Here is a 25,941-nt window from a genome sequence, read left to right as displayed (position 1 = left end):
TACAGTTTCACAAGTCGATTTACCTGCTGTATGGCTCAAAATACCCGAACAGTTGCCAGCAATGCGCTGGGCTGGCAAGCACAGCGCGCACCCGGCATGCCCCCTTTGGTGGAGCAACTGGTGCAGCACTGCCTGCAATTGCTGCACCATCACAGCCTGCGTGCGGGCACGCGCCTGCCCTCAGTACGCGAGCTGTCTGACAGTGCCGGCGTCAGCCGCGACACCGTGGTGCAGGCCTATGACCGGCTGGTTGCCCAAGGCGTGGCCCATTCACGTCCGGGAGCCGGTTTTTTTGTCAGCGCGCAGCGCAGCCCACACCTTGTGCAAACGGGAAAATCACTCAAAACCCCCATCCTCTCTGCCGATGCGGCGTTTGATACGCCTTTTTTGCTGCGCAGCATGTTCCGTCCCACCGAAGGTACGCAGCTCGATGGCAGCACCGGCATCTTGCCTGCCAACTGGATGGACCACGACATGCTCAACGCCGCCGTACGCAGTGTGGGACGCAGCGCAGGCGTGCAACTGCTGGGCTATGGCGCACCCCAAGGCTACGCGCCCTTGCGCCAGCAACTGTCGGCCCACCTGCTGGCGCAAGGGCTGACGGTAGACCCCGAGCAAGAGTTGATGACGGTCACCGGCGTCACCCAGGGCATGGACCTGGTGCTGCGCAGCACGCTGCGCCCCGGCGATACGGTTTTGGTCGAGGACCCGACCTGGTTCATGGTGTTTGGCATGCTGCGCGCCCTGGGCGTGCAGATGCTGGCCGTGCCACGCCTGCGCGATGGGCCTGATCTGGCAGTGCTGGAACATCTGGCCGCCACCCACAGGCCCAAAATGTTCATCACCAACACGGTGGTGCACAACCCGACGGGCTTTGGCCTGTCGCTGCCCGTGGCCTATGACGTGCTGCGCCTGGCCGAGCAGCACGACTTTCTGGTGCTGGAAGACGACACCTACGCTGACTTTGCCCCGCAACACCCCATGCGGCTGTCCACGCTGGACCGGCTGCGGCGCGTCATCTTGCTGGGTGGTTTCTCCAAAACACTGGCTGGCAGCCTGCGCGTGGGCTATATCGCGGCCAAGCCCGAGCGCATTCGCGCGCTGACCGATGCCAAACTGCTCAGCGGCCTGACCAGCCCCGAACTGGGCGAGCGCGTGGTGCACCGCATTCTGGCCGACGGTCAATACCGCAAACACGTGCTGCGCCTGCGCGAGCGTCTGGATGAAACCCGCCACCGCTGCCTGAAGATGGTGGAAAGCATGGGTCTGAAAGTGCACCAGGAGCCACTGGCAGGCATGTTTGTGTGGGTAGATGCCCAGCAAGATACCGAAGTGCTGGCACGCAAGGCCGCAGCGCAGGGTGTGCTGCTGGCACCGGGCGTGCTGTTCTCGGCCAACCAGCAGCCTTCCACCATGTTGCGATTACCGGTGTCGATGGTCGATGAAACAGCAGGCTGCCAAAAAATGGCGCTGCTGCTCAGGCAAATTGCCAAATCAAATTAATAGATTTCAAATTAATAGATTAAATATTTATTAATAACCAGAACCATTCAAATATAAATAACAGTTTTATTCAAGCCATTCAATGTCTATTGATAACGACCCCGCTCACGATATTTCGCACCTCACCCGCGTATGGGCCACTGCGCAAACCCTGCTGCGCGATTACCCGCAGGCCGATGCCCAGGTGGTAGAGGCCGCATGCCGGTTGCACGACTGCGTCAATCTGCCCAAGAACCATGCGCAGCGCCACCAGGCCTCACGCATGGCTGCAGAAAAAGCACTGGGCATTTTGCGCAGCGAAGGCTTTCCTGAGGCAAAACTGCCTGCCGTAGCCCATGCGATTGAGGCGCACAGTTTTTCTGCCGGTATTGCGCCGCAAACTATCGAAGCCCAGATCGTGCAAGACGCAGACCGGCTGGATGCCCTGGGCCCCGTGGGCATTGCGCGCATGTTCAGCGTGGGCGGACAGCTCGGGCGCCCACTGGCACACCCGGGCGATCCGCTGGCCAGCGCCCGCCCGCTGGACGATGGCCGCTATAGCCTGGATCACATTGCCGTCAAACTGGCAACCCTGCCCGCCAGCATGCAAACCACCGCAGGCAAGCGCCTGGGGCAGGAGCGCTTGGCGTGGATTCTGGAATTCAGGGCCGCCTTTGCACAGCAATGGCTGGGGCAGCCTGCGCTGTAGACACGGCCCCATGTGGCGCAAGGCGGTCGCTGCAAAACGATGGGGTGATGCAAGCCAATGATCCAGCCCGCATTTCCCCGACATATACAGACCGCCGCCACCATTGGCCCGACTTAACGTTGACTGCCAAACAGCGCCACGGTCCTTGATGCACAAGCGCCCACAGCTCATAAATTCGCCAATGAAAGTCACCTATGCATCAATCGCCGCGCTGCGCGCACTGGCGCTGACACCCTCCGGGCGACGACGATGCAGGGTTGTTTCAACCATCCCCCCACGGCCCCATGACTGACGTGCACCTTCAAAGTCACCACATTGCCACGCCCCAGGGCTTGCTGTTTGCACAAAGCTGGACACCCGAGCAACCCCACGGGGCAGCCTTGGTGCTGCTGCACGACTCTTTGGGCTGCGTGGCGCTGTGGCGTGACTTTCCCCTGCAGCTGGCACAGGCCACCGGGCGTACCGTCATTGCCTATGACCGACTGGGCTTTGGCGCATCTGCGGCCCACCCCAGCACCCTGCCCACCAGCTTTGTGGCCGACGAAGCTCGCCAAGGCTTTGCAGCGGTGCTGGCGCATTTTGGTCTGCAGACCTTTGTGGCGCTGGGGCACAGCGTAGGTGGTGGCATGGCCGTGTGCTGCGCGGCCACCTACCCCCGCCAGTGTCAGGCGCTGATCACCATCGCAGCCCAGACGTTTGTACAAAAGCGCACCCTCACAGGCATCCGCCAGGCCCAGGCAGAGTTTGCCCAGCCCGGCGCCATGGATCGCCTGGCCAGATACCACGGTGCCAAAGCCCACTGGGTGCTGCACGCATGGACAGACACCTGGCTGTCTCAAGCGTTTGCCCACTGGCGGCTGGACCCCTTTTTGCAGCAAGTGCAATGCCCCACGCTGGCCCTGCACGGTGAACTGGATGAATATGGCACTGCCATTCACCCACAGACCATTGCCGCTCTGGTGCAAGGGCCTAGCAGCCTGCATCTGCTTGCCGATTGCGGCCATGTGCCCCACAAGCAGGCACTGCCTCAAACGCTGGATTTGATCAAAACGTGGATTAAGTAAAGCAAAGCATATGAAATACAAACACCAAAAAATAAAAAGTACCGCCATTTTCACCATGGTGTTTATTGTTGCCATCTGGGCGCTGGCTTACCCAGTGGCATCTAATCTGCCATCCACCGTATTCAAAGAACCTTTGAATTCTTTGTATGGTGTGCTGAATGTGCTATTTACTGCACTGGCTTTCAGCGGGGTAATTATTACGCTGATTTATCAGAACTACCAAGCCGAAGCCGCACACCAGGAATCGATGGAAAAATCCATTCTGGAAATGTTTCAGGTATTTACCAGCAGCGATTTTCAGAAAACCAAAGATGCTGCATTCCGCGTGCTGATACCCGCCATTCAGCACAAAAAATATGCCATGTTTGTCGCAAGCAGGCTGTATGCGGTAGAGCAGCAGAAATTTCCAGATAATCAGCAAATTACACAGACCATCGAAGCACTGGAGGGCAATAAAGAGCGCTTGAAAAGCATGGATTTTTCCAAAATCGAGCGCGATGACCGCCTCAAACTGGACGATGTTCTGAATTTCTTTGCCATGCTGGCACAGCGCGAATCAGCGATTGAGGTGGTCAAACACGTCGACTTTGCCTATGACTGGTGGCGCCCCTCGTTACTGGTGATTGCACAATGCCAGCTCGATCACTTTGATGCCCACCCAAAAATTCATGAGTACTGCAAGAACAAGCCCATCATGAATACGCTGGCCAAACTGGATATCCTGTTTGGCCACACGCCATTAAACAGCCGAGCAGAAATCCTGCATTACCTGCAGCAGCACCCCAAAATGCAGGACTACAAAATTGACCAGGCGTTCTTTGCAGGCGACGAACAAGCTCTGCAGCCAGCACTCTAAGCACAGGCTCTCAAGTATCTGAAAAATAAAATAAGAGCTGCCATCGCTTATAAGGCAAAGACTTCAGATAGTTTTATATCTGAAGTCTTTGCCTTATAAGCGATAACAGCTATCAAAATAAGCACATACCCTCCACACACGCCTTGAGCAATCGTGGCTTTGCCGGTGCGAAGCCTGCTGTGACACGCTTTATCTGCGCTGGCATGCTGCAATCAGCCGCACCCACTAGCAGGCTGATCAGGCCGTTCAAACCCTTATTTCTCCAGCCCTTCTGAAAGAACTATCAATTTCATAATCAGATGGATAAATCAACAGGGAGGCTAGCATTCATGCAACTCAACAACATCAAAATAGGACGCCGTCTGGCATTGTCCTTTGGCCTGGTTTTGCTCATCACCGCGGTGATTGCCGGTATTGGTGCCTGGCGTTTGGAAACATTGGCGCGCACCACCCAGCAGCTCACCCAGGTAGATAACGAGCGCCTGCAGGCCACCATGGAGTGGCGACAGAACATTGAGTTGAACTGGATGCGCACACGCGCCGCAGTGCTGTCGGCAGACAGCGGCCATTTCGCTGAACTGCAAGCCGAAATGGAGGCGACCTCAGCTGCGGTCAACACCACACGCAGCACTGTCGAGCGCTTGATCACCAGCGATACGGGCCGCCAGCTCATCACCAATATTGACAAGGCGCGCGAGGCTTACCGGGCCCCCAGAGCGGCCTTGCTTCAACGCAAAGCCAGCGGCGAAGACGTGTCATCTGCGCTGCGCCAGCAGCTGACACCGCTGGCACAAGCCTACAACCAGTCCGTGCGAGACTTTGAGCAGCGGCAAAAAGAGCTGTATGAAAAAACCCGCGATGAAGCTGCCGCACAGGCCAAACAAGGCCAGCTCATCATTGCTGTCTGCGCTGTGCTGGCACTGCTTGCCGGCGCATGGTCGGCCTGGCTTTTGAGCCGCTCTGTGACGAGACCTTTGCAGCTGGCTGTGCGCAGCGCCAGCGGCATTGCTGATGGCGATTTGACACAAGCCATTCATGTGGAAGGTCGCGACGAAATGGCGACGCTGCTGGCTGCACTGAAAAATATGCAAGGCAAGCTGGCTGACGTGGTCGCAGGTGTGCGCACCAATGCAGAAAGCGTGGCCTCTGCCAGCGCACAGATTGCACAAGGCAACAGCGATTTATCCAGCCGCACCGAAAGCCAGGCCAGCGCACTGGAAGAAACCGCTGCCTCCATGGAGCAGCTGGGCTCCACCGTGCGCCAGAACGCCTCCAATGCACATCAGGCCAACCAGCTGGCATTGGAAGCGTCCACCGTCGCCGCGCAAGGCGGTGACGTTGTGTCTCAGGTCGTGAACACCATGCAGGGCATCAACGACAGCAGCCGAAAGATTGCAGACATCATTGGCGTCATCGATGGAATCGCCTTCCAAACCAACATCCTGGCCCTGAATGCAGCGGTAGAAGCCGCCCGTGCTGGAGAACAAGGCCGTGGCTTTGCCGTTGTGGCCAGTGAAGTGCGCAGTCTGGCGCAGCGCAGTGCCGAGGCCGCCAAGGAAATCAAGCAATTGATCTCTGCCAGCGTGCAGCAGGTAGAGCAAGGCACACACTTGGTGGACCAGGCAGGCACCACCATGAGCGAAGTGGTACGTGCCATCCGCCGTGTCACAGACATCATGGGCGAGATCAGCGCTGCCAGCACCGAGCAAAGCCAAGGCGTAGCCCAGGTCGGTGAAGCCGTCATGCAAATGGACCAGGCCACCCAGCAAAATGCAGCGCTGGTCGAGGAAAGTGCCGCAGCTGCAGGCAGCCTCAATGGCCAAGCCACACAGCTGGTGAACGCGGTAGCGGTTTTCCGGCTCCCCCAAGGCGTCGGCCAGCAAGCGATAGCCACCACGGGCTATGCCGCACAGCACACACAGCCCAGAAAAAGCATGGCGGCGAACACACAGGCGCTTCTACAGTCTCCCCACTAAAGCTCAACTGCATCTGCCAAGCAATGTAGAGCCTGTTTTGTCTGCCCCACTCAGCAGCTCTGAGCAAACAAAGAAAGCCCGAAATTGGGCTTTCTTTGTTGCATGAGAGCGTGCGTCATATCCGCGCCTGCCGGCACTGGGGCCCGCTAACTCCAGCGGCTGCAATACGCACCCCAAAAAAAAGCCTGGCCCACACAAGGTGGGCCAGGCTTTTGCGTCAGCCAGCAGCATCCAGGCAAGCCTGAATGCTGCGGAAAACGACTATTTAGTAACGGTCACGGCCACCGCCGTAGCCACCACCATTGCCGCCGCCGAAGCCGCCGCCGTTGTTACCACGGAAACCGCCGCCATTGCCGCCACGGAAACCGCCGCCGTTTTCTTCACGGGGACGAGCAACGTTCACCATCAGGTTACGGCCGCCCAGCTGTTGCTCGTTCAGGCCGTTGATTGCGGCTTGAGCTTCTGCTTCCGAAGACATTTCCACAAAGCCGAAGCCCTTGGAGCGACCTGTATCACGCTCCATCATGACCTTGGCGGACACGACGTTACCGAATTCGGAGAATGCTTGTTCCAGATCGTTGTCGCGAACGGAATAGGCCAGATTGCCAACGTACAGTTTGTTGTTCATAGTGAAACTCTCAAAGTAACTGAGCACAGCCTGAGGCTGTATTCAAAAAGATAGGGGCAAATGCCCCTGGGGGTTAACGGGCTGGAGGACGACGCTTGGCTGCCGATGGTGCAGCGCCAGAACGCGTCTCAATATGGCGAAAGGTAATACGGCCCTTGGTCAAATCATAGGGCGACATTTCCAAGGAAACCTTGTCACCGGCCAAGATGCGAATACGAAATTTGCGCATTTTGCCACCGGTATAGGCAATAAGTTGATGGCCGTTGTCCAGTGTCACGCGGAAGCGCGAATCGGGCAGTACTTCCATGACCTGCCCGCGCATTTCCACGAGATCTTCTTTAGACATATTGGGATCCTTCAGTATTAAATTGGGGAAAGGCCATCAGGCTGGCAAAGCAGGCTGCTGTACATAGCTTTTGCCTTGTTCGATGGCGTAGTGCTTGGCAGCGGCGGCAGTGCCAAAACGGGGCAGGAAACGAAACACTCTGTCGTGAGTGCCTGTGCCGCAACCGCTGCGAATGGAAAGCGATGCGGTGTAGGAGCCGCTGGTAGTAATTTCTGCAGATGGTGTGAGCTGGTACTTGCCCACAATCTGCGCAAGATGCGAGATATGTTTCAACAAAGATGCGCCATGCTCTTGGGCATGCGCTAGAAAAGGTGGCTCAAAAGCAAGCCGCTCAACGCTTTTAAAAAAACGTAAAAGAAAACCCCATGCACGCACAAGCTGCTTGGGATGGTTCCAACGGCGAACAGAAAACCGGAGGGGGGGAAAACTTGAAAAATCGTCTGAAGCGATCGCGGGCGCGCGTGACTTAATCAATCAAACCGCACGATGGGATGGCTGCTGGCTAGCGTTGCGTTGTAGCAGCGGCAGCAACTTTAACAGGATTCGCCTTGCAGCGCTGCCCTTTCTTTGAACAAGCTTATCCCGGCTCACCCATCTTGCGCGCTTTAACTGCTGCGTCAGCGCACGAACTGCCCTCTTAAAGTTTACTGAAAAAGGTATCAAGCCCTTATTCCAAAAGCATTAAAAGCTATATTTTTTGCAGCATCCATTTTTGCAATTACATCGTTTTTATTCAATCTTGCGCGGCAGCTTCTTTACATACCAGTGCGGTCAACTGGTCTTGCAGCATCTGCTGATGGCGCTCTCGCAGGGCTGCACCCATCAAATCGACCTGGAGCAAGCTGCGCCACGTTGCACTGTGATCCACCCGAAAACTGGAAAGCGCGGAGATCAAATAGTGCACATCTACAGCGGTGATGCCCTCTTTAAACAAGCCTTGTGCCACGCCACGCTGCAAAATACGCCCCAAGGGTTCAAACGCTGCTTTGCGCAAAGCATCGATCGTGGAGATTTGCCCCAGCATTTCGCCACCCTGAAAGTTCTCCTGCAGCACCAGACGGGTAAATTCCTGGTTGTGCTCGTGGTAGTCAAAGCTTTTCCGGGCCAGTGTATGCAGCGCTTGCAAAGGCTCTAAAGCATCCAGGTTCAGCTGTTCCTCAGAGGCTCGTATATCGCTGTAGCTTTGCTCGATCACGGCCAGGTACACGTCTTTTTTATTACCAAAGTAGTAATACAGCATGCGTTTGGCACAGCCAACCTTGGCTGCGATGCGCTCCAGACGCGCGCCGTCGTAGCCGTAGTTGGCGAACTCTGTTTTGCCGGCATCCAGCAATGCCTGGCGCATGTCTGCCGCCGCTTTGTCTACAGCTTCAACGATGGGGGCTTTCAAAACTTGCGGCTGGCTCACGGCCCAACTCCTTATTTCTGGGGCACAAAGCCTAACACGCAAGCCACGCCCTCCAGGTACAGAGCACTACATGTGCAGCAGGCATGAAAAAAGCCACGGGGCACCGGAGTGCCCCGTGGCTTTTAGCCATTACTGGCCTGGCTCAACTTGGGCTAATCGCCTTACTTGGCACGGTCAGGCAAGGCGTAGGCAATCACATAGTCACCACGGTCAGGCGATTGACGCGCGCCACCGGCGCTGATCACCACATACTGCTTGCCCGTTTTGGGTGACTTGTAGCTCATCGGACCACCCTGGCTGCCCACGGGCAGGCGAGCCTTCCAGATTTCCTTGCCTGTAGCGCTATCCCAGGCACGCAGGTAGTAGTCTTGCGTGCCAGCAAAAAACACCAGGCCTCCTTGTGTGGCCAGCGAGCCGCCCAGCGTAGGCAGACCCACAGGCAATGGCAAGCGCATCTTGATGCCCATGGGGCCCTGGTCTTGCACGGTGCCCACAGGCACCTGCCACGCGATCTGCTGCGTTTTCATATCGATCGCAGTCAGCGTTCCGAATGGAGGCTTTTGGCAAGGAATGCCCAGAGGCGACATGAAGCGATCTTTGATCACCGCGTAAGGCGTGCCACCCAGAGGAACCTGCCCCATGCCCGCATTAGGCGCTTCGCTGCCATCCGACAGTGCCGATTTTTGCTGTTGCGGCATCATCTGCACCCACAGGCCCAGACGCATGTCGTTCACAAAAATCAGATTGTTAGTGGGATCAGCGGACACGCCGCCCCAGTTCATGCCGCCCAAAGAGCCAGGAAAACTCAGCGACACATCGGTATCCGGTACGGTATACAGACCGTCATAACGCATGGACTTGAACTTGATGCGGCAGATGAGCTGGTCAATGGGGGTGGCACCCCACATGTCGGCTTCGGTCAGCGTCTTCGTTCCGATCTGTGGCATGCCAACAGACAGAGGCTGCGTCGCAGGGTAGAACTCACCAGGAATGGTGCCGGGCTTGACGGCCACCTCTTGCACCTTAGTCAACGGCTGGCCGTTTTGACGGTCGAGCACAAAGATCTGGCCAGCCTTGGTCCCCACCAGCACGGCTGGCGTCGTTGTGCCATCGGCATGGGGGAAATCGATCAGCGTCGGAGCCATGGGAATGTCAAAGTCCCAAAGATCATTGCGCACGGTCTGGTACAGCCATTTTTCCTTGCCGGTAGCGGCATCCAGAGCCAGCACAGATGCACCGTACTTACGGTCCATCGCGCTGCGAGTTGCGCCATACAGGTCAACCGAAGCCGAACCCATGGGCAGATACACCGTGTTGGAGCTGGCATCGTATGTGGTTCCGGCCCACACGTTCGCAGACGAACGGGTGTAGGTTTCACCAGGCTTCAAGATTTCGTTAGGGGTGCTCGAGCCCGCGTCAAACGCCCAGCGCTGTGCGCCAGTGATGACGTCAAAACCTCGAATCACACCACCAGGCATATCGACTTGCACGTTGTCGGCTACGCGGCCACCAATCACCACCGTAGTGCCCGCAACGGTGGGGGCAGACGTCAAAGTGTAGTAAGCAGGGTTGGCCACAGCGCCAATGCCTTCCTTGAGGTCCACCACACCGTCTTTGCCAAACTCGCCGCACAGCTCACCGTTATCGGCATTGATAGCAAACAGGCGAGCGTCGATGGAGTTCATCAAAATGCGGCGTTCACAGCTGGCACCTGCTGGCAAAGACACCTTTTGCACCGCTGTCGAGCCAGGCACTGTCGGCTGATCCAGCGGTGCTGTCGCATCAAAGTACGCCAGCCCACGGCAGCGCTCCCACACGCCACCCACATGGGCATTGACATCGTGGCGCCACAGCTCCTTGCCAGAATCAGCATCCAGTGCGATCACGTTATTGCTGGGCGTGCATATAAACACCTTGTCACCCACTTGCAAAGGGGTGGTCTGGTCTTCTGCTCCGGCACCCGTAGATTTGGGTACGTCACCGGTCTGGTACGTCCATGCCACTTGTAGCTGGTTGACGTTGTCCACATTGATCTGGTCCAGGGCGGCAAAGCGGTCGTTCTTGCTGCTGCTGCCGTAGTTGTTCCAGTTTTTTTGCTCGCTCGCAGCATCCACAGGTTTGCGGGTCGCGGCCGCTGCCTGCGCTTGCACTTCAGGATGGATCTGGAACATGGAGACAAAACCCACCAGGCCAGCCACCAGCAATACGCCGGCGGCAGTGAATGCCCCCTTGCAAGCAGCCGTTTGCCCACTGGCCTTGCGCAGCAGTGGCAAGCTAGCGGCCACTGCCACAGCGCCAAACGTCATGGCCAGCAAGCGCGAAACAAGGCTCCAGTAATCCAGCCCTACTTCACTCAGCGCCCAGACCACCGTGGCGGCAAAGGCCGCCAGATAGATCCAGGCCCCGGAAGGACGACGGCGCACAAATTGCACGCCAGAAGCCAGCAGGGCCATGCCCGCCAGCAAAAAGTACCAGCTGCCACCCAAGCTGATGAGCTTGCCGCCGCCGATCAGGAAGAACAGCCCGGCCAGCGCCAGTACTGCCCCTAAAACCCCAAGCCAGACACGTGCAGCCACTGACTGCACAGGTTGTTGATGTTGCATATCGAATCCTCGAACACGAGCCGGCCCCTGCGCATGCACGATCACTGCGACAGCCAGCCTTTATTTTTTATGAGAAAGAAAGTCCATTGTTTATGAGAAATAAAGTCCATAGCTTCTCCGTGTGTACCCAAGTTTTCAGAAATTACTGAAATTACAGTGAACTAAGCGTTGCGGCCCATCAGTCAAGTGCACGCTTCTTGAACGCAAGCAGTGGCTGATACACATGCCGTTAATCCTGCTGCACCAAGATGACTCTGTTCAAATCCACCTGCATGGCTTGCGCCTTTTGCAATAACCGGTGCATTTGCTCAGCCGGCATGGTTTTGCTGCGAGAAAGCAGCCAAAAGTAGCGGGCATCCTGACCAATCACCACAGCCGTCTGGTACTGCTCATCCAGACTCACCACGTTGTAGCCACCGTAAAACGGACCAAAGAACGACACTTTCAATGCGGCAACGCTTGAGTCGCCTAAAAACCGGGCTTTACCTTCGACTTGTTTCCATTCTTTTGTCTCAGGGTTAAAGCCACGATTGATGACTTTCAAGGTGCCATCTCCATTGAGGGCATAGCTGGCGCTGGTGTTGATCAAGCCCTTTTCAAACCGGTGATCAATGCGCGCAATTTCATACCAAGTGCCTGCGTACCTGGCAGCATCGAAATTACTGATGGGTTGAATATGTGCGGGGACAGAAACTGCGCACCCAGCAGCCATCACAGCCGCTGCAAGAGCGATCGTCTTGCATGGTGTTCGCCATGTGCTGCCCGAAACATTGAAATGCATGCCTTGTGCCACAAAAGCTCCTGCATCTTGGAACATGGCATTGAGCCTAGAGGCGCGGCGAGCAGGTCTTGCCGAGACAAGCACTTACATTCGTGTCGGCAAAGATGCTGCAATAGCGCCTTTTGTGCAGCCCAGACACTTGAGATTAAAGTGCATGGCTAACGCCCACCCGCTTTGGCCGCGCATGAAACCCACACCCAATAAAAAACCCACACCCCACCCCAGCGCGGTTGCGCCTGTACTGCGCCGCACACGCGGACCCAGTCCACAGAAAACCGAGCTCACCCGCCAAGAAATTTTGAGTGCAGCACTGGATGAGTTCACCGAAGTAGGTATTGCCAAAGCCACCATGGACAAGATTGCCAAACGCGCCAAACTGGCCAAAGGCACTTTGTATCTGCACTTTGCTAACAAGGAGGCCCTGCTGCAAGGGGCCTTGCAAGCGACGATTGCGCATTCGGCCCTGGCATCCATACAAACCCCACGCATGCCCAAAGAGTCCATGAAGGAGTACATCACTCGGCTGGCAGTGCCTCCGATGGAGCATTTTCACCTTCCAGCTCGGGCCTCTTTGGCGCGCCTGGTGCTGGGCGAGGCACGCAGCCACCCATCGCTGATGCAGCTTTACTACCAGCAGGTGTTTGCCCCCTGGCACCAGCATTTTGAAAAGCTGTTCGCCATAGCCAAAAAAGAGGGGGAGCTGCAAGGCATCACCCCGGCTGTGGCTTCACAGCTGCTGGCGGCACCGTTTTGGATCTCACTGGTACACGACGCATTGAGTGCCGACGGCACCTACCCCGGAGCCAATGCTGCAGAGCTGACACGCGCACAAATAGGCATCATTTTTGGTCAAAAGACCCCGTCTTAGGTTACGTGCGCGGCGCTTTAGACGCCCCCAGCAGGCTCACTGCGCTGAGAATGCTTAGCCTGATACATTCCCACTGCCGTTTTATTGCTGCTCGGGATTTTCCATCGACGATGCTTTACCCCGCGCTGCGGGGGCAATGCCACGCGCCTGGCGGGCGTTGTAAACCGTCAGCCGTGTCAGGCCCAGCTGTTCGGCCACCTTGGCATCAGACGCACTACCGAGTAGCGCGACAGCTTCAGGCGTCCAGACAAACACGCTACCGTGCTTTTCGGTTCGCGAGGCAATGCCCAGAACTTTGCGCTGCGCCACCACACTGGCTTTGCTGATGCCCCAGCGCTTGGCAAGCTCGGCATCGCTGTCTGTACCCAGCTGCGCCTGCATCTCGGGTGTCCAGTGCACCAGTCCACAGGCAGCAATGCCCAGCGCATTGCGCTTGAGGTTCACGGTCTTGGCCGATGTCCCCCAGCGCTCAGCCAGTACGGCATCTTTTTCCTGCCCCAGCAGGGCCAGCATTTCATCGGTCCATTCCAAGGCGGCTTTGCCCATGCGTATGCCTTTTAAAAATCCTATGAAACAAATTAGCTTCTACCGCCCATGTAACAAGCGTTAAAAGCACATGATTTCATCAGTGCGTATGTCCCCAGTAAATGAGCGCATCGCGCCCTTCCACCGACAGTGAAACTTGCGCGCCAACAGGCAGCATCACCTTGGTGGCCACGTGCCCGTAAGGCAGGCCCTGCAGCACCGGAATGGTGAGCTGGGTGCGCAGCCAGTCAATCACGCTTTGCAGCTTGTAGCCCTTGTCATGGGGGGTGAGCTTAATTTCGGTGAACTGACCAAAAACGATGGCTTTTTGTTTGACCAGCACGCCTGCATGCAGCAGCTGAGTGAGCATGCGTTCGATCTTATAGGGGTGCTCGCCGACGTCTTCCAAGAACAAAATGCCACCGTCCACTTGCGGAAAGTAGGGCGTGCCCAGCAACGACACCAGTACGGCCAAGTTGCTGCCCCACAGCGTGGCACCGCCTTCAATATAGAAATCGTCGGGCACGGCCCCTGCTGGCTGCTTGGGCATGCGCCAGCCAGCGCCTTCACCATGGCCGTAGATCAGATCTTCAAAGCAGTCGAGCATGATGTCGTCCACCTCTTGTTTTTGCCCAAAGTCGGCAATCAACGCCGGGCCCGCCCAGCTGGTGGCTCCGGTTTGGGCCAATAAGGCATTTTGAAAGGCCGTGAAATCGCTCAAACCGACAAAGCGGGTACCACTCTCAATAGCGGTGGTGACTGCTGCGTAGTCGATGCCCGGCAAGATGCGTGTCAGGCCATAGCCACCGCGGCTGATCAGGGCCACATCAGCACCACTTGCCGCTGCCCGGTGAATGGCGGCAATGCGCGTGGCGTCATCACCGGCAAAGCGCTGGTGGCTGCTCAGCGCATCACCATCGATTTCCACCTGGTGGCCCATGCCCTGCAGCCGTTTGACAGCGCGCTTGAATGCAGCCTTGTCGCGCACGGCACCCGCCGGCGAGTACACATAGATGTGTTTGGGCCCATGGCTATGGTCATGACCACAGCAAGCGTCACCGTGTGCATGGGCGTGACTGTGATCGTGGCTGCAGTGCGCGTCATGCACATGGCTGTGCCCGCAATCATGGGCTGCGTGGTCATGGTCGTGCTGACAGCCGCTATGCACAGGGTGCATGGGGGCCTGGTCTTGCACAGCCGCAGGACTTGTTTTTTTAGTGGAATTGGCCAAAGCGCTCCATGCCGCAACTGTGCGGCATGCTCCGTATGTGATGGTGTCTGTGTGGCTAAGGCCTAAACCTTAGCGAATGGCGCAAAGTATTCCATAGCCTGGCGCACGCTGGCTGCCGCCTGCTCCGGAACCAGAGGAGGCATTGGGGTCTGTTGCAATGCTTGAGGGTGCTGCGCCAAAGCAGGTACTGCTGCCAGCCACGCGCTGTACCACGCGGCCGCTGGCATCAAGGTGTTGCTGGCACTGCGCGTAATCAGGCAGCGCCCTTGCTGGAGCCAATCGCCCAATAACGTCTGCGCAACCGGTGGCAGTTGCGCCTGTACCGAAGGCCAGGCTTTGAGGGCTGCACGATGGCCTGCGTTTTCAAAAGGTATCGCTATGGGCGCTTTTTCCGCTTTCCCTACAGGCCACAAACCTGCTTGATTGAAACCTTGCGCCACATCCCAGCGCGGCTTGCTGGCCGCTGCATGCAGCCATTGTGCCAACGGCTTTGGCAAATTGGCATCTGGCCATGCATCCATGAGCCAGCCCCCTGCAAAGCGCTCAGGCATGGCCTGCGCCACCGCAAGGCCCAGCCGCGCGCCATCGCCTTCACCGATCAGCACTACGTTGTTCAGATCAAGGTGCTGCACCAGTGTTTGCAGCACCTGTATATGCCACTGTGCACTGTGCGCCTTATCGCGCTTGGGCTGGTCGCTGCGGCCAAAGCCAGGCAAATCCGGCACCACCACGCGGTGCCCCGCCTGCTGCAATGGCGACAACCAATGGCAAAAGGCATAACCCCAGCTGGCGGCACCGTGCAAACATAGCCATGTGATGGGAGCGTGGCGGGGGCCCTCATCAACCACGGCCATGCGCAGCCCAGCCAGCACGGGCCAGCCACTGTGCCATTGCGGCTGGTACGGCCAACTGGGCAGATCACAAAAAGCGCTGTCTGGATTGCGCAGCGCAGTGTCTTTCAAAGGGTGATTGGCCAGTGCCAGCGTTTTGTTGGCGGCACGTCGCTGCTGAAAAAATTGAGCCAGTATTGCAGCACATTCCTCGGCCAGCACCCCGCGTACAACTTGCGTCTGGTGGTTGATCTGCGGATAGCTGAAAACGTCCAGCACAGAGCCTGCGGCCCCCGTCTTGGGTTCAGCAGCTCCATAAACCACCGTATCTAGGCGCGCGTGCAGCATGGCTCCGCTGCACATGGTGCACGGCTCGAGCGTCACATAGAGAGTGCATCCATCCAGCCGATAGTTGCCCAGCTGTCGTGCGGCAGCACGCAGCGCCACAACTTCCGCATGGGCTGTTGGGTCTTGGCTTGCCAGTGGAGCGTTCGCTCCCTGCCCCACAACTTGTCCATCTTTGACCACCACAGCGCCCACAGGCACCTCACCTGCGCCAGCAGCTTGCTGGGCCAGGCGCAAGGCATGGCGCATCCAGTGGTCATGATCAGGGCTTGCAACACTCATAACCGCACATTATCCCGTGGCATGTGCCATGCCATTTACGCCAGCAGCTTGATAAAGAACTGCAGAAAGATGGCGTTGAGCAAATCAATGAAGAAAGCTCCCACCATGGGCACGATCAAGAACGCCTTGTGCGAAGGGCCGTACTGGTTGGTAATAGCCTGCATATTGGCCACCGCCGTCGGGGTAGCGCCCATGCCAAAACCACAGTTGCCTGCGCTCAGTACTGCAGCGTCGTAGTCGCGGCCCATGACACGAAACGTCACCAGCGCCACATACAGCACCATCACCACCGCCTGCACAGCCAGAATAATCACCAAGGGACCAGCAAGCCCCGCCAGCTCCCACAGCTTGAGCGACAGCAGCGCAATGGCCAGATAAATAGACAATGCGGCGCTGCCAAACACATCGATGGCGCGATCAAACACCTCAAAGTGAAACACATAGTCCAGTGCATTGCGGATCAGCACGCCTGCCCCCAGCGCCCATACAAAGGTGGGCAACTGAAAACTGGCTCCTGCCGTCAACTCTGTCATCAATTGTGCAAAAGCCAGGCACCCTGCAAAGAGTGCCAAGGTTTCAATGGTGGCATCGGTAGTTATCAGACGCGTTTTGCGCGGTGACTCAAAATTGGGTGAGGCCGCGTCCACCATGTCTTCGCTGTTACCTTCAGGCCCCTGCAGCTGATTGCGCCGGATCAGCCATTTGGCCAAAGGCCCTCCGACCAGTCCACCGATCACCAGCCCAAAGGTTGCACACGCCATGCCCAGCGTCATGGCACCCTGCACACCATGCTCATACTCCAAAATGCTGCCCCAGGCGCCCGCTGTTCCGTGGCCACCGAGCAGCGTCATGGACCCCGCAATCAACCCAATCAGCGGATCCAGTCCCAGCAAGCTCGCCATGCTGATACCCACCGCATTTTGCAGGCCGATAAACACTGCAATCACCAGCAAAAAGACAAACAGAGAGCGCCCCCCAGCCTTGAGTTTGGCGAAGTTGGCGCTCAGACCGATCGAGGAGAAAAACACCAGCATGAACGCTGTTTGCAGCTCTCCATCAAAACTCAAGCGGTAGCCCATGACCGCGTACAGCACGTAGCAACCCGTAGCTGCGATCAAGCCTCCAGCCACGGGCTCCGGAATATTGAAGTCCCGCAGCCAGCGTATGCGGCTGACCAGAAACTTTCCCAGCAACAAGACCAAAGCCGCCCAGATCAGGGTGTAGTAGGTGTTGAATTGAATATCCATAAATTCCTGCCTGAAGTCCAACATGGCATGAGCGAACTCTTTACCCTGCCTGAAACACTTGAAATAGCTATAGGACAAAAACGAAGCCAGCACGCAGCCAGCTGCAGGTCAAGCCCCAACACAGCGGCCAGCACTTGCAATATCCCCCGGTCTCCACAAAAGCAGTCGACGCTGGGATAATTCGCCCCCTATGTCTCTCCTGCCCCACCAGCTCGAACTCCTGTCCCCGGCCCGCGATGCCGATATTGGCATTGAAGCCATCAACCACGGAGCAGATGCCGTCTACATCGGCGGCACGGGCTTTGGCGCACGCGCCACTGCGGGCAATGAGATCCGCGATCTGGAACGGCTGGTAAAACATGCCCACCGCTTTGGCAGCCGCATCTTCATCACGCTCAACACTATTTTGCGCGACGATGAGCTACAAGGCGCACGCCAGATGGCTTGGGATGTCTACAACATTGGTGCCGATGCGCTGATCATTCAAGACATGGGTTTGCTGGAGCTGGATTTACCCCCCATCCAGTTGCACGCCTCCACACAAAACGATATCCGCACACCCGAAAAAGCCCGTTTTCTGCAAGACGCGGGTTTGAGCCAGATTGTGCTGGCGCGGGAGCTGGATCTGCAGCAGATCAAGGCCGTTCACCAGGCCATCGACCCCAGCACCACCATTGAATACTTCATCCACGGCGCGCTGTGCGTTGCGTATTCGGGCCAGTGCTACATCACCCATGCCCACACGGGGCGCAGCGCCAACCGGGGTGACTGCAACCAGGCCTGCCGCCTGCCCTACGAAGTGCTGGATCAAAGCGGGCGCATCATCGCGCACGAAAAACACGTGCTGTCGATGAAGGACAACAACCAGTCCGACAACATGCGTGCCTTGGTAGATGCCGGTGTGCGCAGTTTCAAGATCGAGGGCCGCTACAAGGATCTGGGTTACGTCAAGAACATTACGGCGCATTACCGCAAGCTGCTGGACGGCATCATGCAAGAGCGCGAGTTCTCTGACATGCCGCTGGCACGTTCGTCCTCTGGCACCACTACGTTCACCTTCACCCCCGATCCTGACCAGAATTTCAACCGCGAGTTCACCGACTACTTCGTCAACGGCCGCAAGGACGACATCGGTGCTTTTGACTCCCCCAAGACGCCCGGGCGGGCCATTGGCTGGGTCACGCAGGTGGGTGACAAGTGGTTTGAGTTTGAGATCAATGACAAGAGCGCCATCATCAACAACGGCGACGGTCTGTGCTACTACGACCTGCAAAAAGAACTGGTGGGCGTACACATCAACCGTGCCGAGTGCATGCATGCCAAAAAAGGTATCTGGCGCGTATTCCCCAAGAACGCAATTACCGAGTTCAAAGACTTGCGCAAGGGACTGGAAGTCAACCGCAATCGAGACATGAACTGGGTGCGCATGCTGGACAAAAAATCCAGTGACCGCCGCATTGGTCTGTGGGCGCAGTTCATGGAAACCGTGAACGGTTTTGCGCTGACGCTGACAGACGAAGACGGTTTTGTGGGCACATCGTCGATTGCCCAGCAGCACCAGCCCGCAACAGATCCCAGCAAGGCACAGGACACGTTGCGTGAGCAGCTGGGCCGTTTTGGCGCATCTATTTTTACGGTCCACGATATTTCGCTGGCCATCAGCCAGCCATGGTTCGTGCCGGCCTCGGCACTGAACCAGCTGCGCCGTGACGCGCTGGACGCACTGGAGCAAGCCCGCCTCTCAGGCCTTGTGCGCCTGCCCCGCGCCAAGCCCGTCGAGCCGCCTGTGGCTTTCCCTGAGGAAACATTGACCTACCTGGCCAACGTTTTCAACCAGAAAGCCCATGACTTCTATGTCAAGCATGGCGTCAAGGTGATTGATGCTGCGTACGAGAGCAAGGAAGAAGAAGGTGAAGTCAGCCTGATGATCACCAAGCACTGCGTGCGTTTTTCCATGAGTCTGTGCCCCAAACAGGCCAAGGGAGTGATTGGCGTGAAGGGCACCATCAAGGCAGAGCCGCTGCAACTGATCAATGGCAAAGAAAAACTGACCCTGCGCTTTGACTGCAAACCCTGCGAAATGCACGTTGTTGGCAAGATGAAGCGTTCGGTACTGAACCAGCATGCCAAAGAGATGCAAGAGTCTCCCATGCAGTTTTACCGCACACGCCCTGCACCGCCGCAAGCCAAAGCGTGATTCTGTAGTGATGGCGGGAGAAAAAGCACTGGTGCACTCCCAGCCGCTGCAGGCTTGACGTTGGCAAACCGTCTGATTGAAATAAAAAACGATACCTGCCTGACTATGGCAGCTTCGTTGAACGCTGTACCTTTTGCACATGTCGCGCCGCAAACCACCATCCAAAGAAGAAAGTCTGCTGCTGCCCTCCTATGCAGCACTGCCTGATGCTGCCATTTTCATTCCAGCCACCGCTGAGCAGTTTGATGCGGCACGGGCGCAATTGCTGGCGCAGACAGCCCTGGGATTTGACACGGAAAGCAAGCCACTTTTTCATGTGGCTCAGGTAGATACCGGACCCCATGTGGTGCAGCTGGCCACACCCACCGCCGCCTGGATCTTGCAATTGCACCACCCGCAAGCCATGGCGCTGGCACGCGAAATCGTCGCCCATCCGGGCATCTGCAAGGTAGGTTTTGGGCTGGATAATGACAAATCCACCCTGCCCAAACGTCTGGGGGCAGAGCTGGCCAACATCCTCGACCTCGACCGCGTGTTCAAGCGCTACGGTTTTGGGGCATCCACCGGTGTTCGTGCAGCAGTTGCGCTGGTGCTGGGACAGAACTTTCACAAATCCAAAAAGCAATCCACCAGCAACTGGTCCGTCAAGACCTTGAACGACGCGCAGATCCGTTATGCGGCCAATGACGCCCATGGTCCAGCCATGGTCTATGCCGCCTTACCCACGTGGGAAGCGGCACAACCTGCCGCTGCACCGCAACCCCAGCGTGCACCGCGTGTGCCGCGCCAGACATCGACTGAACCCACGCACCGGCCACACCGCGCTGCCTTGCTGCGCGCCCCAGAAGGCAAGAAAAACACTGGCTAAACGCTTGTCTTGCAGGCATCAGCAGCCCATGTCCAACAATGGCTGCTTTTGTTTGATGTGACATAAGCACATAGCATTTGCGTAGTTGGCGCAACCGTTTTTTGTTCTCACAATGGCTGGCAATCAAAACCAACCATCGGAGACAAGAACATGCGCCTGGAAACCTTGGCTGTCCACGCGGGCTATAGCCCAGACCCCACGACCAAAGCTGTGGCTGTGCCTATTTACCAAACGGTGGCCTACGCCTTTGACAGTGCACAGCATGGTGCGGACCTGTTTGACCTGAAGGTAGCGGGCAATATCTACACCCGCATCATGAATCCAACCACCGACGTGCTGGAAAAACGGGTGGCTGCACTGGAAGGCGGCATTGCAGCGCTGGCACTGGCATCGGGCATGGCCGCTATCACGGCGGCCATCCAGACCATCGCGGAATCAGGTGACAACATCGTCAGCGCCAGCACCCTGTATGGCGGCACCTACAACCTGTTTGCACACACTTTCCCGCAGCAAGGCATCGAAGTGCGTTTTGCCGATGCCCGCGATCCGGCCAGCTTTGGCAAGCTGATTGATGCCAGAACCAAAGCCATCTTTATTGAATCTATCGGCAACCCACTGGGCAATGTGACCGATATCCGTGCACTGGCCGATGTGGCCCATGCCCATGGTGTGCCGCTGATTGTGGACAACACCGTCCCATCGCCTTATCTGCTGCGCCCCATTGAACACGGCGCAGACATTGTTGTGCACTCGCTGACCAAGTACCTGGGTGGCCACGGCACCAGTGTGGGCGGTGCGATTGTGGACAGCGGCAAATTCCCCTGGGCACAGCACAAGCAACGCTTCAATCGCCTCAACGAGCCCGATGTGAGCTACCACGGCGTGGTCTATACCGAAGCACTGGGCGAAGCTGCCTACATTGGCCGCGCCCGCGTGGTGCCGCTGCGCAATATGGGCGCCGCCATCTCGCCGCAGAATGCATTCCAGATTCTTCAAGGCATTGAAACGCTGGCGCTGCGCATGGACCGCATCTGCGAGAACACGCAAAAGATCGCCGAAACGCTGCAAAAGCACCCCAAGGTGGAATGGGTGCGCTACGCGGGCCTTCAAGACCACCCCGACCATGCGATTGTGCAAAAGCAATCCGGTGGCCGTGCCTCTGGCATCTTGTCGTTCAGCCTTAAAAGCACGGCAGGCGATGCACGCGCCGCAGGTGCGCGTTTTCTGGATGCGCTGCAGCTGTTTACGCGGCTGGTCAATATTGGAGATGCCAAGTCGCTGGCCACACACCCGGCCTCCACCACCCACCGCCAGCTGGATGCCGCAGAGCTGGCCAAGGCTGGTGTCACGGAAGGCATGGTGCGCCTGTCTGTGGGCATTGAACACATCGATGACTTGCAGGCAGATCTGGAGCAGGCCTTGTCCAAGGTTTAATCTGCTCAGCCCCACCAGCAGCCCGCCTTGTGCGGGCTTCTTTCATGCCTTCGACAAACACAAAGAGCAGACGAAAAAAAACCGCTGTGAAGCACAGCGGTTTAAAAGCCCCTTGGAGGAGGAGAGTTGGAAATTAGAAGCGGTAGCCAACGCCCACGCCGACCAGCACTGGGTCAACTTTGAACTTGCCAACTTTGTTACCGGCCAAAGACACGTCCGTATCGATGTAAACCTTCTTGATGTCAAAGTTCAGCGACCAGTTCTTGTCCAGTGCGTAGTCAAAGCCCACTTGCAGTGCGCCGCCAAAGCTGTTGCGCTTCACATCAGCAGCACCATCCAGCAAATCCACGCCCGAAAAACGTGTGTAGTTAACACCAGCGCCCACATAAGGCTTGAATGCACCAAAGTTGGTGAAGTGGTACTGGGCCAGCAGAGTGGGAGGCAAGTGCTTCAGCGTACCAATCTTGCCACCGACAACCGTGGAGCGCACATTGTGCTTTTGAGGGTAAGTCAAGATCAGTTCGGCAGCAAAGTTAGGCGTGAAGTAGTAGCTGATGTCCACTTCAGGAATCACTTTGTCATTGATGCTCAAACCCAGTGCGTCAGCCGCCGAGCCTTTATTGGCTGCATCAATGTTCACAGCGCGCAGGCGCACTTGCCACTTGCCATCTTGCTGCTGCGCCATTGCAGCACCGGAAGTCAACGCACACAGAGCGGCCACAGCCAGCAGAGTCTTTTTCATAATGGGTGATCAGTAAAAGTCCGGGGACAACCCCCGTGAAACCCATTGCATCACTGCGCCCCACCCAAGGGTTTGCCTTATATCAATCCACCACCAAGGCACATTTCAGTGCTTTCAGAAATGTTGGAATTTCGCAACACGCCGTATTCAGTGGGCCGCAGCCGAGCCTCGCAGGCGCTGCCACAGCGTGACCAAAAGCACGATGACGCCACCAATGGCGGCGCCCACCACCACGTGTACCAGCAGGGGTACGACGGCCTGCACCACACCACCCTGGGGTATCACCGCACTTTCAATCCAGCCCTGAATGGGGCCGATGCCGTGCACCAGCAAGCTGCCTCCAACCAGAAACATGGCCGCTGTGCCGACGATCGACAGGCCTTTCATCAGCCACGGGGTAAACGCAATCAAGCCTCGGCCCATGGCCTGCACCGCGCTGCTGTGCTGGCGCATGAGCCAGTTGCCCACGTCGTCCATCCGCACAATGCCGGCCACCAAGCCGTACACAAACACGGTGATGGCAATCGAGACTGCCACCAGCACCGCCACCTGCTTGGGCAGTGGTTCATCAGCAATGGTGCTCAGCGCAATGGCCAGAATTTCTGCCGACAAAATAAAGTCGGTTCGAATAGCGCCGCCGATTTTTTGCTTTTCGTAAGTGGCAGGGTCAATGCCCAGCTCTTTGCTCTGGCGCACAGAAGACGGAGCCAGGCCCTGTGCCTGGGCCTCAAGGGCTTCTTGTACGGGGTCGTGCGTTTTGCTGCGCTTGTGCAGGGAGTGCACAATTTTTTCTACCCCTTCAAAGCACAAAAATGCCCCGCCAATCATCAAGAGCGGGGTAATCAGCCAGGAGGCAAAAGCGCTGATGAGCAAGAACGCCGGTACCAAGATCACCTTGTTGACCAGCGAACCCTTGGCCACCCCCCAGACCACGGGTAACTCGCGGTTGGAGCGCACACCAGAGACTTGCTCGGCATTGAGTGCCAGATCGTCGCCCAGCACACCCGCCGTCTTTTGCATGGCCACCTTGGTCATTCCGGCTACATCATCGGCCATGGTGGCGGATTTGCGTGCCGCCACCTTGGTCATCAGCGCCACATCGTCGAGCAGTGCGGCGATGTCATCGAGAAGCATTAAAAGTCCACCACCAGCCATGCTCATGTCCTTGCGAAAGAAAGCGTTATCTTGATCGGTGCACCCTCAACCTGCGTGTAGGAAGAAGGCAGAAAGCGCACGTGTTCAGGGCTTGTCGTAATAGTTGTGCGCTGACTCGCTGAGCAAATTGGGCTGCATGCTCACGCCATAAGGCAAACCCAGGAAGTTGCGCCAGCCGCTCCAGTCCGCCTGTGTGATTTTTCCATCCTTGTTCACATCCAGGGCCACAGGGGCTGTGCCGTAGAAGGTGTGGCTGGAGGTGGCCAGTTTGAGTTTTTCGCCTTTTTTATCGGTACTGAGCAGTTTGCCCGTTGGTGCATCAATGGCGGCCATGGGCTCGCCCACAAAACCTTCCTTGATGACGTACACCTCGGTATAGCCCTGACCCGCAAAACGTTTGTCGACGAACACATCTGGGCGTGCCATCACATTGGCGGCATCGACTGCACAAGCTCCTGTGCGGCACAGAATGGCTACCGGTGCGTCTTTGTACGGCAGCACCGCCTGTACCGCCTGCCAGAAGCTTTCTGCGCTGGTGCGCACTTCACTGCCCTGCACCACGCCATAGCGGCATTGGCTGCCGTCATCCGAGCGAATCTGCGCCTCAGGAGCGCCACTGGGGTGCGGCTGGCATTGCTGGTACATGCGCGGATACGGCAGGTGGCGTGCACCTTCGGGGTGGCCCAGGCGGTATTCCGTGGCATCACGCACATCCAGCAGAGCCATCCTCTGGCTGACTGGCAATTGCGTGCCGATATAGGCACGTGCAGCACTGATATCGCCGGCGTAGTGGCGCTCGGGCGCATACATCACTTGCGAGGTAGTGGCCGTAGCTGCCGGCGCAGGGGCGGTTTTTCCACCATACAAGCCTTTGACATAGGTGCAGCCCGAAGTCAGAACCACCGCACCCAATGCGCTCAACTTGAGCGCCCATGTAAATTTGCTGCTTGGCATAAAAATCTTGTGTTCAATCAACGAAACGGCAGCCGCGCTACCCTTTGCAGCCACAGCGCACGCACCTCTGTCAGTGACGGTGGGCAGCCAAAGTGCCACCGCAGCAAGCCGATGCGGTGCATGCGGCAGGCCAGACAAGGGCATTTTTGGAGTACGTGTGCGCAGCGCTCAGCCCGCCATCATAGGCGTTTGCCTGAACGTGGAAACTGCGGGCACTGCACAATGGCGCCACCATGTTTGCAAGTGCCGACCCTGCCCCAACCAATTTTCTGGAAGCCATTTTGGCCCTGCTGCGCTGGCTGGGCACGTTGCTGCAATGGCTGAGCTTTTAATCCAAGTCCGCTGCACCGCACCGGTGAAGCAGCAGCGACAGTGCGCGCACCCTGCATTGCGCTGTGCACTCAAAGCAGATGGGCTCTGTAGCGACGGCCACTTGAGCCATTGCCCCAGCACCACAGCGCTGTGGTGCATGCACTGCGTGGGATTGCATCACGGGCTGAGCCAATCCACTGGGCGCACCAAGCACTGAATAAACCAAGAATTCAATAAGATAGCTGCCAGCGCTTGACCTGATTGATTTTCAGATACTTTTATATCTAAAAACCAATACAAACAAGCGTTAGCAGCTCTACTACTCATAGCACCCTCAAGCGCTATCAAGCACCATCAGGCATCTGCGGCCAGTTGACGCAGGGCCTGCTCGAACACTTCGACCGGCTGCCCGCCCTGAATCAGGTGGCGGTCATTGATGATGACGGCTGGCACCGAGTGAATGTCGTGCTGCTGGTAAAACGCTTCGCGCTCACGCACTGCGTCGGCAAACATGTTCGTGTCCAGCACCTCGCGGGCGCGCTCCACGTTCAGCCCTGCGAACTCGGCTGCACGCAACAGCACCGCATGGTCTGCCGGGCTTTGGCCATGCGTGAAATAGGCTGAAAACAGCGCCATCTTCAGTGCCAGTTGCTGCCCCTGTGCCCCCTCCTGCCCGGCCCAGTGCAACAGCCGGTGTGCATCAAAGGTGTTGTAGATACGGCTGCGCTGACCCATATTGAAAGTAAAGCCCAGCGCCGCACCGCGCTGTGTAATGGCATCACGGTTTTGCTGCGACTGCTCAGGCGTGGCGCCGTACTTTTCCATCAGGTGCTCCGCCATGTCCTGTCCCTCAGGGGCCATCTGCGCATTCAGCTCAAACGGTTGAAAGTGCAGCTCCAGCGCCACCTGGTCTTGTAAACGCTGTGCAGCCTGCTGCAGCGATTTCAGCCCGATCACGCACCACGGGCAGGAGACGTCAGAAACAAAATCAATCTTCAAGGTAACAGGCGCACTGGTCATGGCAGAGTCCAGAAAAAACGAATGCGCTCATCGTAGGCGGCCCCCAAAACCCGCGCTGGCATCGGGCTTGCGCTGCTG

Annotated in this window: 23 protein-coding genes; 9 read left to right on the top strand and 14 right to left on the bottom strand. The window is 57.4% G+C overall.

Annotated features, from left to right (window positions below; translation table 11 throughout):
• The first annotated feature begins 30 nt into the window (after positions 1-30).
• The 5 genes from H9646_RS00860 (at position 31) to H9646_RS00840 (ending at position 6,087) form a co-directional block, all read left to right on the top strand.
• Entirely contained in the window at positions 31-1,503 is a 1,473-nt protein-coding gene (locus H9646_RS00860; protein ID WP_191721442.1) for an aminotransferase-like domain-containing protein, read from the top strand.
• A gap of 82 nt (positions 1,504-1,585) precedes the next feature.
• Positions 1,586-2,191 (top strand): HD domain-containing protein, encoded by a 606-nt coding sequence (locus H9646_RS00855; protein WP_191721441.1) that lies wholly within the window; start codon positions 1,586-1,588, stop codon positions 2,189-2,191.
• Between the two features lie 284 nt (positions 2,192-2,475).
• Positions 2,476-3,255, top strand: coding sequence for an alpha/beta fold hydrolase (locus H9646_RS00850; protein ID WP_191721440.1), 780 nt, complete (start codon positions 2,476-2,478; stop codon positions 3,253-3,255).
• Between the two features lie 10 nt (positions 3,256-3,265).
• Positions 3,266-4,111: a hypothetical protein gene (locus tag H9646_RS00845; protein ID WP_191721439.1), complete on the top strand. Its 846-nt coding sequence runs from the start codon at positions 3,266-3,268 to the stop codon at positions 4,109-4,111.
• A gap of 329 nt (positions 4,112-4,440) precedes the next feature.
• Positions 4,441-6,087 (top strand): methyl-accepting chemotaxis protein, encoded by a 1,647-nt coding sequence (locus H9646_RS00840; protein ID WP_191721438.1) that lies wholly within the window; start codon positions 4,441-4,443, stop codon positions 6,085-6,087.
• Between the two features lie 265 nt (positions 6,088-6,352).
• Here H9646_RS00840 and H9646_RS00835 read toward each other — a convergent pair whose 3' ends face one another.
• From H9646_RS00835 to H9646_RS00810, 6 genes are all read right to left on the bottom strand, one after another.
• The gene (locus H9646_RS00835) at positions 6,353-6,715 is read right to left on the bottom strand and encodes an RNA recognition motif domain-containing protein (protein WP_191721437.1); all 363 of its coding nucleotides are present in this window, start codon (positions 6,713-6,715) and stop codon (positions 6,353-6,355) included.
• 73 nt (positions 6,716-6,788) lie between these two features.
• Entirely contained in the window at positions 6,789-7,061 is a 273-nt protein-coding gene (infA, locus tag H9646_RS00830) for a translation initiation factor IF-1 (RefSeq protein ID WP_191721436.1), read from the bottom strand.
• A gap of 36 nt (positions 7,062-7,097) precedes the next feature.
• The gene (locus H9646_RS00825) at positions 7,098-7,334 is read right to left on the bottom strand and encodes a hypothetical protein (RefSeq protein ID WP_225213907.1); all 237 of its coding nucleotides are present in this window, start codon (positions 7,332-7,334) and stop codon (positions 7,098-7,100) included.
• Between the two features lie 460 nt (positions 7,335-7,794).
• Positions 7,795-8,469 (bottom strand): TetR/AcrR family transcriptional regulator, encoded by a 675-nt coding sequence (locus tag H9646_RS00820; RefSeq protein ID WP_287914185.1) that lies wholly within the window; start codon positions 8,467-8,469, stop codon positions 7,795-7,797.
• A 161-nt stretch (positions 8,470-8,630) separates the two neighbouring features.
• A complete protein-coding gene (locus H9646_RS00815; protein WP_191721435.1) occupies positions 8,631-11,072 on the bottom strand; it encodes a membrane-bound PQQ-dependent dehydrogenase, glucose/quinate/shikimate family in 2,442 nt (813 codons plus the stop codon).
• 229 nt (positions 11,073-11,301) lie between these two features.
• A complete protein-coding gene (locus H9646_RS00810) occupies positions 11,302-11,889 on the bottom strand; it encodes a lipocalin family protein (RefSeq protein WP_304515610.1) in 588 nt (195 codons plus the stop codon).
• A 148-nt stretch (positions 11,890-12,037) separates the two neighbouring features.
• Between H9646_RS00810 and H9646_RS00805 the strand changes: the two genes are divergently transcribed.
• Positions 12,038-12,721: a TetR/AcrR family transcriptional regulator gene (locus H9646_RS00805; protein ID WP_191721434.1), complete on the top strand. Its 684-nt coding sequence runs from the start codon at positions 12,038-12,040 to the stop codon at positions 12,719-12,721.
• A gap of 81 nt (positions 12,722-12,802) precedes the next feature.
• On the opposite strand, the gene H9646_RS00800 is transcribed toward H9646_RS00805, so the two are convergent.
• From H9646_RS00800 to gltS, 4 genes are all read right to left on the bottom strand, one after another.
• Positions 12,803-13,267, bottom strand: coding sequence for a hypothetical protein (locus H9646_RS00800; protein WP_191721433.1), 465 nt, complete (start codon positions 13,265-13,267; stop codon positions 12,803-12,805).
• Positions 13,268-13,346: 79 nt separating this feature from the next.
• Entirely contained in the window at positions 13,347-14,423 is a 1,077-nt protein-coding gene (locus H9646_RS00795) for an LD-carboxypeptidase (protein ID WP_191721432.1), read from the bottom strand.
• Positions 14,424-14,539: 116 nt separating this feature from the next.
• Positions 14,540-15,934 (bottom strand): tRNA adenosine(34) deaminase TadA, encoded by a 1,395-nt coding sequence (gene tadA / locus H9646_RS00790; protein ID WP_191721431.1) that lies wholly within the window; start codon positions 15,932-15,934, stop codon positions 14,540-14,542.
• A gap of 35 nt (positions 15,935-15,969) precedes the next feature.
• Positions 15,970-17,181: a sodium/glutamate symporter gene (gene gltS, locus H9646_RS00785; RefSeq protein WP_191721430.1), complete on the bottom strand. Its 1,212-nt coding sequence runs from the start codon at positions 17,179-17,181 to the stop codon at positions 15,970-15,972.
• A gap of 190 nt (positions 17,182-17,371) precedes the next feature.
• On the opposite strand from gltS, the gene H9646_RS00780 reads away from it, so the two are divergent.
• The 3 genes from H9646_RS00780 (at position 17,372) to H9646_RS00770 (ending at position 21,680) form a co-directional block, all read left to right on the top strand.
• Entirely contained in the window at positions 17,372-19,378 is a 2,007-nt protein-coding gene (locus tag H9646_RS00780; RefSeq protein WP_191721429.1) for a peptidase U32 family protein, read from the top strand.
• 139 nt (positions 19,379-19,517) lie between these two features.
• Positions 19,518-20,246: a 3'-5' exonuclease gene (locus tag H9646_RS00775; RefSeq protein WP_191721428.1), complete on the top strand. Its 729-nt coding sequence runs from the start codon at positions 19,518-19,520 to the stop codon at positions 20,244-20,246.
• Between the two features lie 150 nt (positions 20,247-20,396).
• Positions 20,397-21,680 (top strand): O-acetylhomoserine aminocarboxypropyltransferase/cysteine synthase family protein, encoded by a 1,284-nt coding sequence (locus H9646_RS00770; RefSeq protein ID WP_191721427.1) that lies wholly within the window; start codon positions 20,397-20,399, stop codon positions 21,678-21,680.
• Between the two features lie 133 nt (positions 21,681-21,813).
• Here H9646_RS00770 and H9646_RS00765 read toward each other — a convergent pair whose 3' ends face one another.
• The 4 genes from H9646_RS00765 to H9646_RS00750 all read right to left on the bottom strand — a co-directional run bounded on the left by H9646_RS00765 (position 21,814) and on the right by H9646_RS00750 (position 25,863).
• Positions 21,814-22,422, bottom strand: a complete 609-nt coding sequence (locus H9646_RS00765; RefSeq protein WP_191721426.1) for an OmpW/AlkL family protein — start codon at positions 22,420-22,422, stop codon at positions 21,814-21,816.
• A 147-nt stretch (positions 22,423-22,569) separates the two neighbouring features.
• Complete coding sequence (locus H9646_RS00760; protein ID WP_191721425.1) at positions 22,570-23,577, bottom strand: DUF808 domain-containing protein; 1,008 nt, start codon at positions 23,575-23,577, stop codon at positions 22,570-22,572.
• A gap of 84 nt (positions 23,578-23,661) precedes the next feature.
• Entirely contained in the window at positions 23,662-24,531 is an 870-nt protein-coding gene (locus tag H9646_RS00755) for a rhodanese-like domain-containing protein (protein WP_191721424.1), read from the bottom strand.
• A gap of 666 nt (positions 24,532-25,197) precedes the next feature.
• Positions 25,198-25,863, bottom strand: coding sequence for a DsbA family oxidoreductase (locus H9646_RS00750; protein WP_191721423.1), 666 nt, complete (start codon positions 25,861-25,863; stop codon positions 25,198-25,200).
• Between the last annotated feature and the right edge of the window lie 78 nt (positions 25,864-25,941).

The sequence above is a fragment of the Comamonas avium genome (genome assembly GCF_014836675.1).
Lineage (GTDB): Bacteria > Pseudomonadota > Gammaproteobacteria > Burkholderiales > Burkholderiaceae_C > Comamonas > Comamonas avium.
Note: the sequence above shows the minus strand (reverse complement) of the source record. Positions and strands in the feature narration are given on the sequence as shown.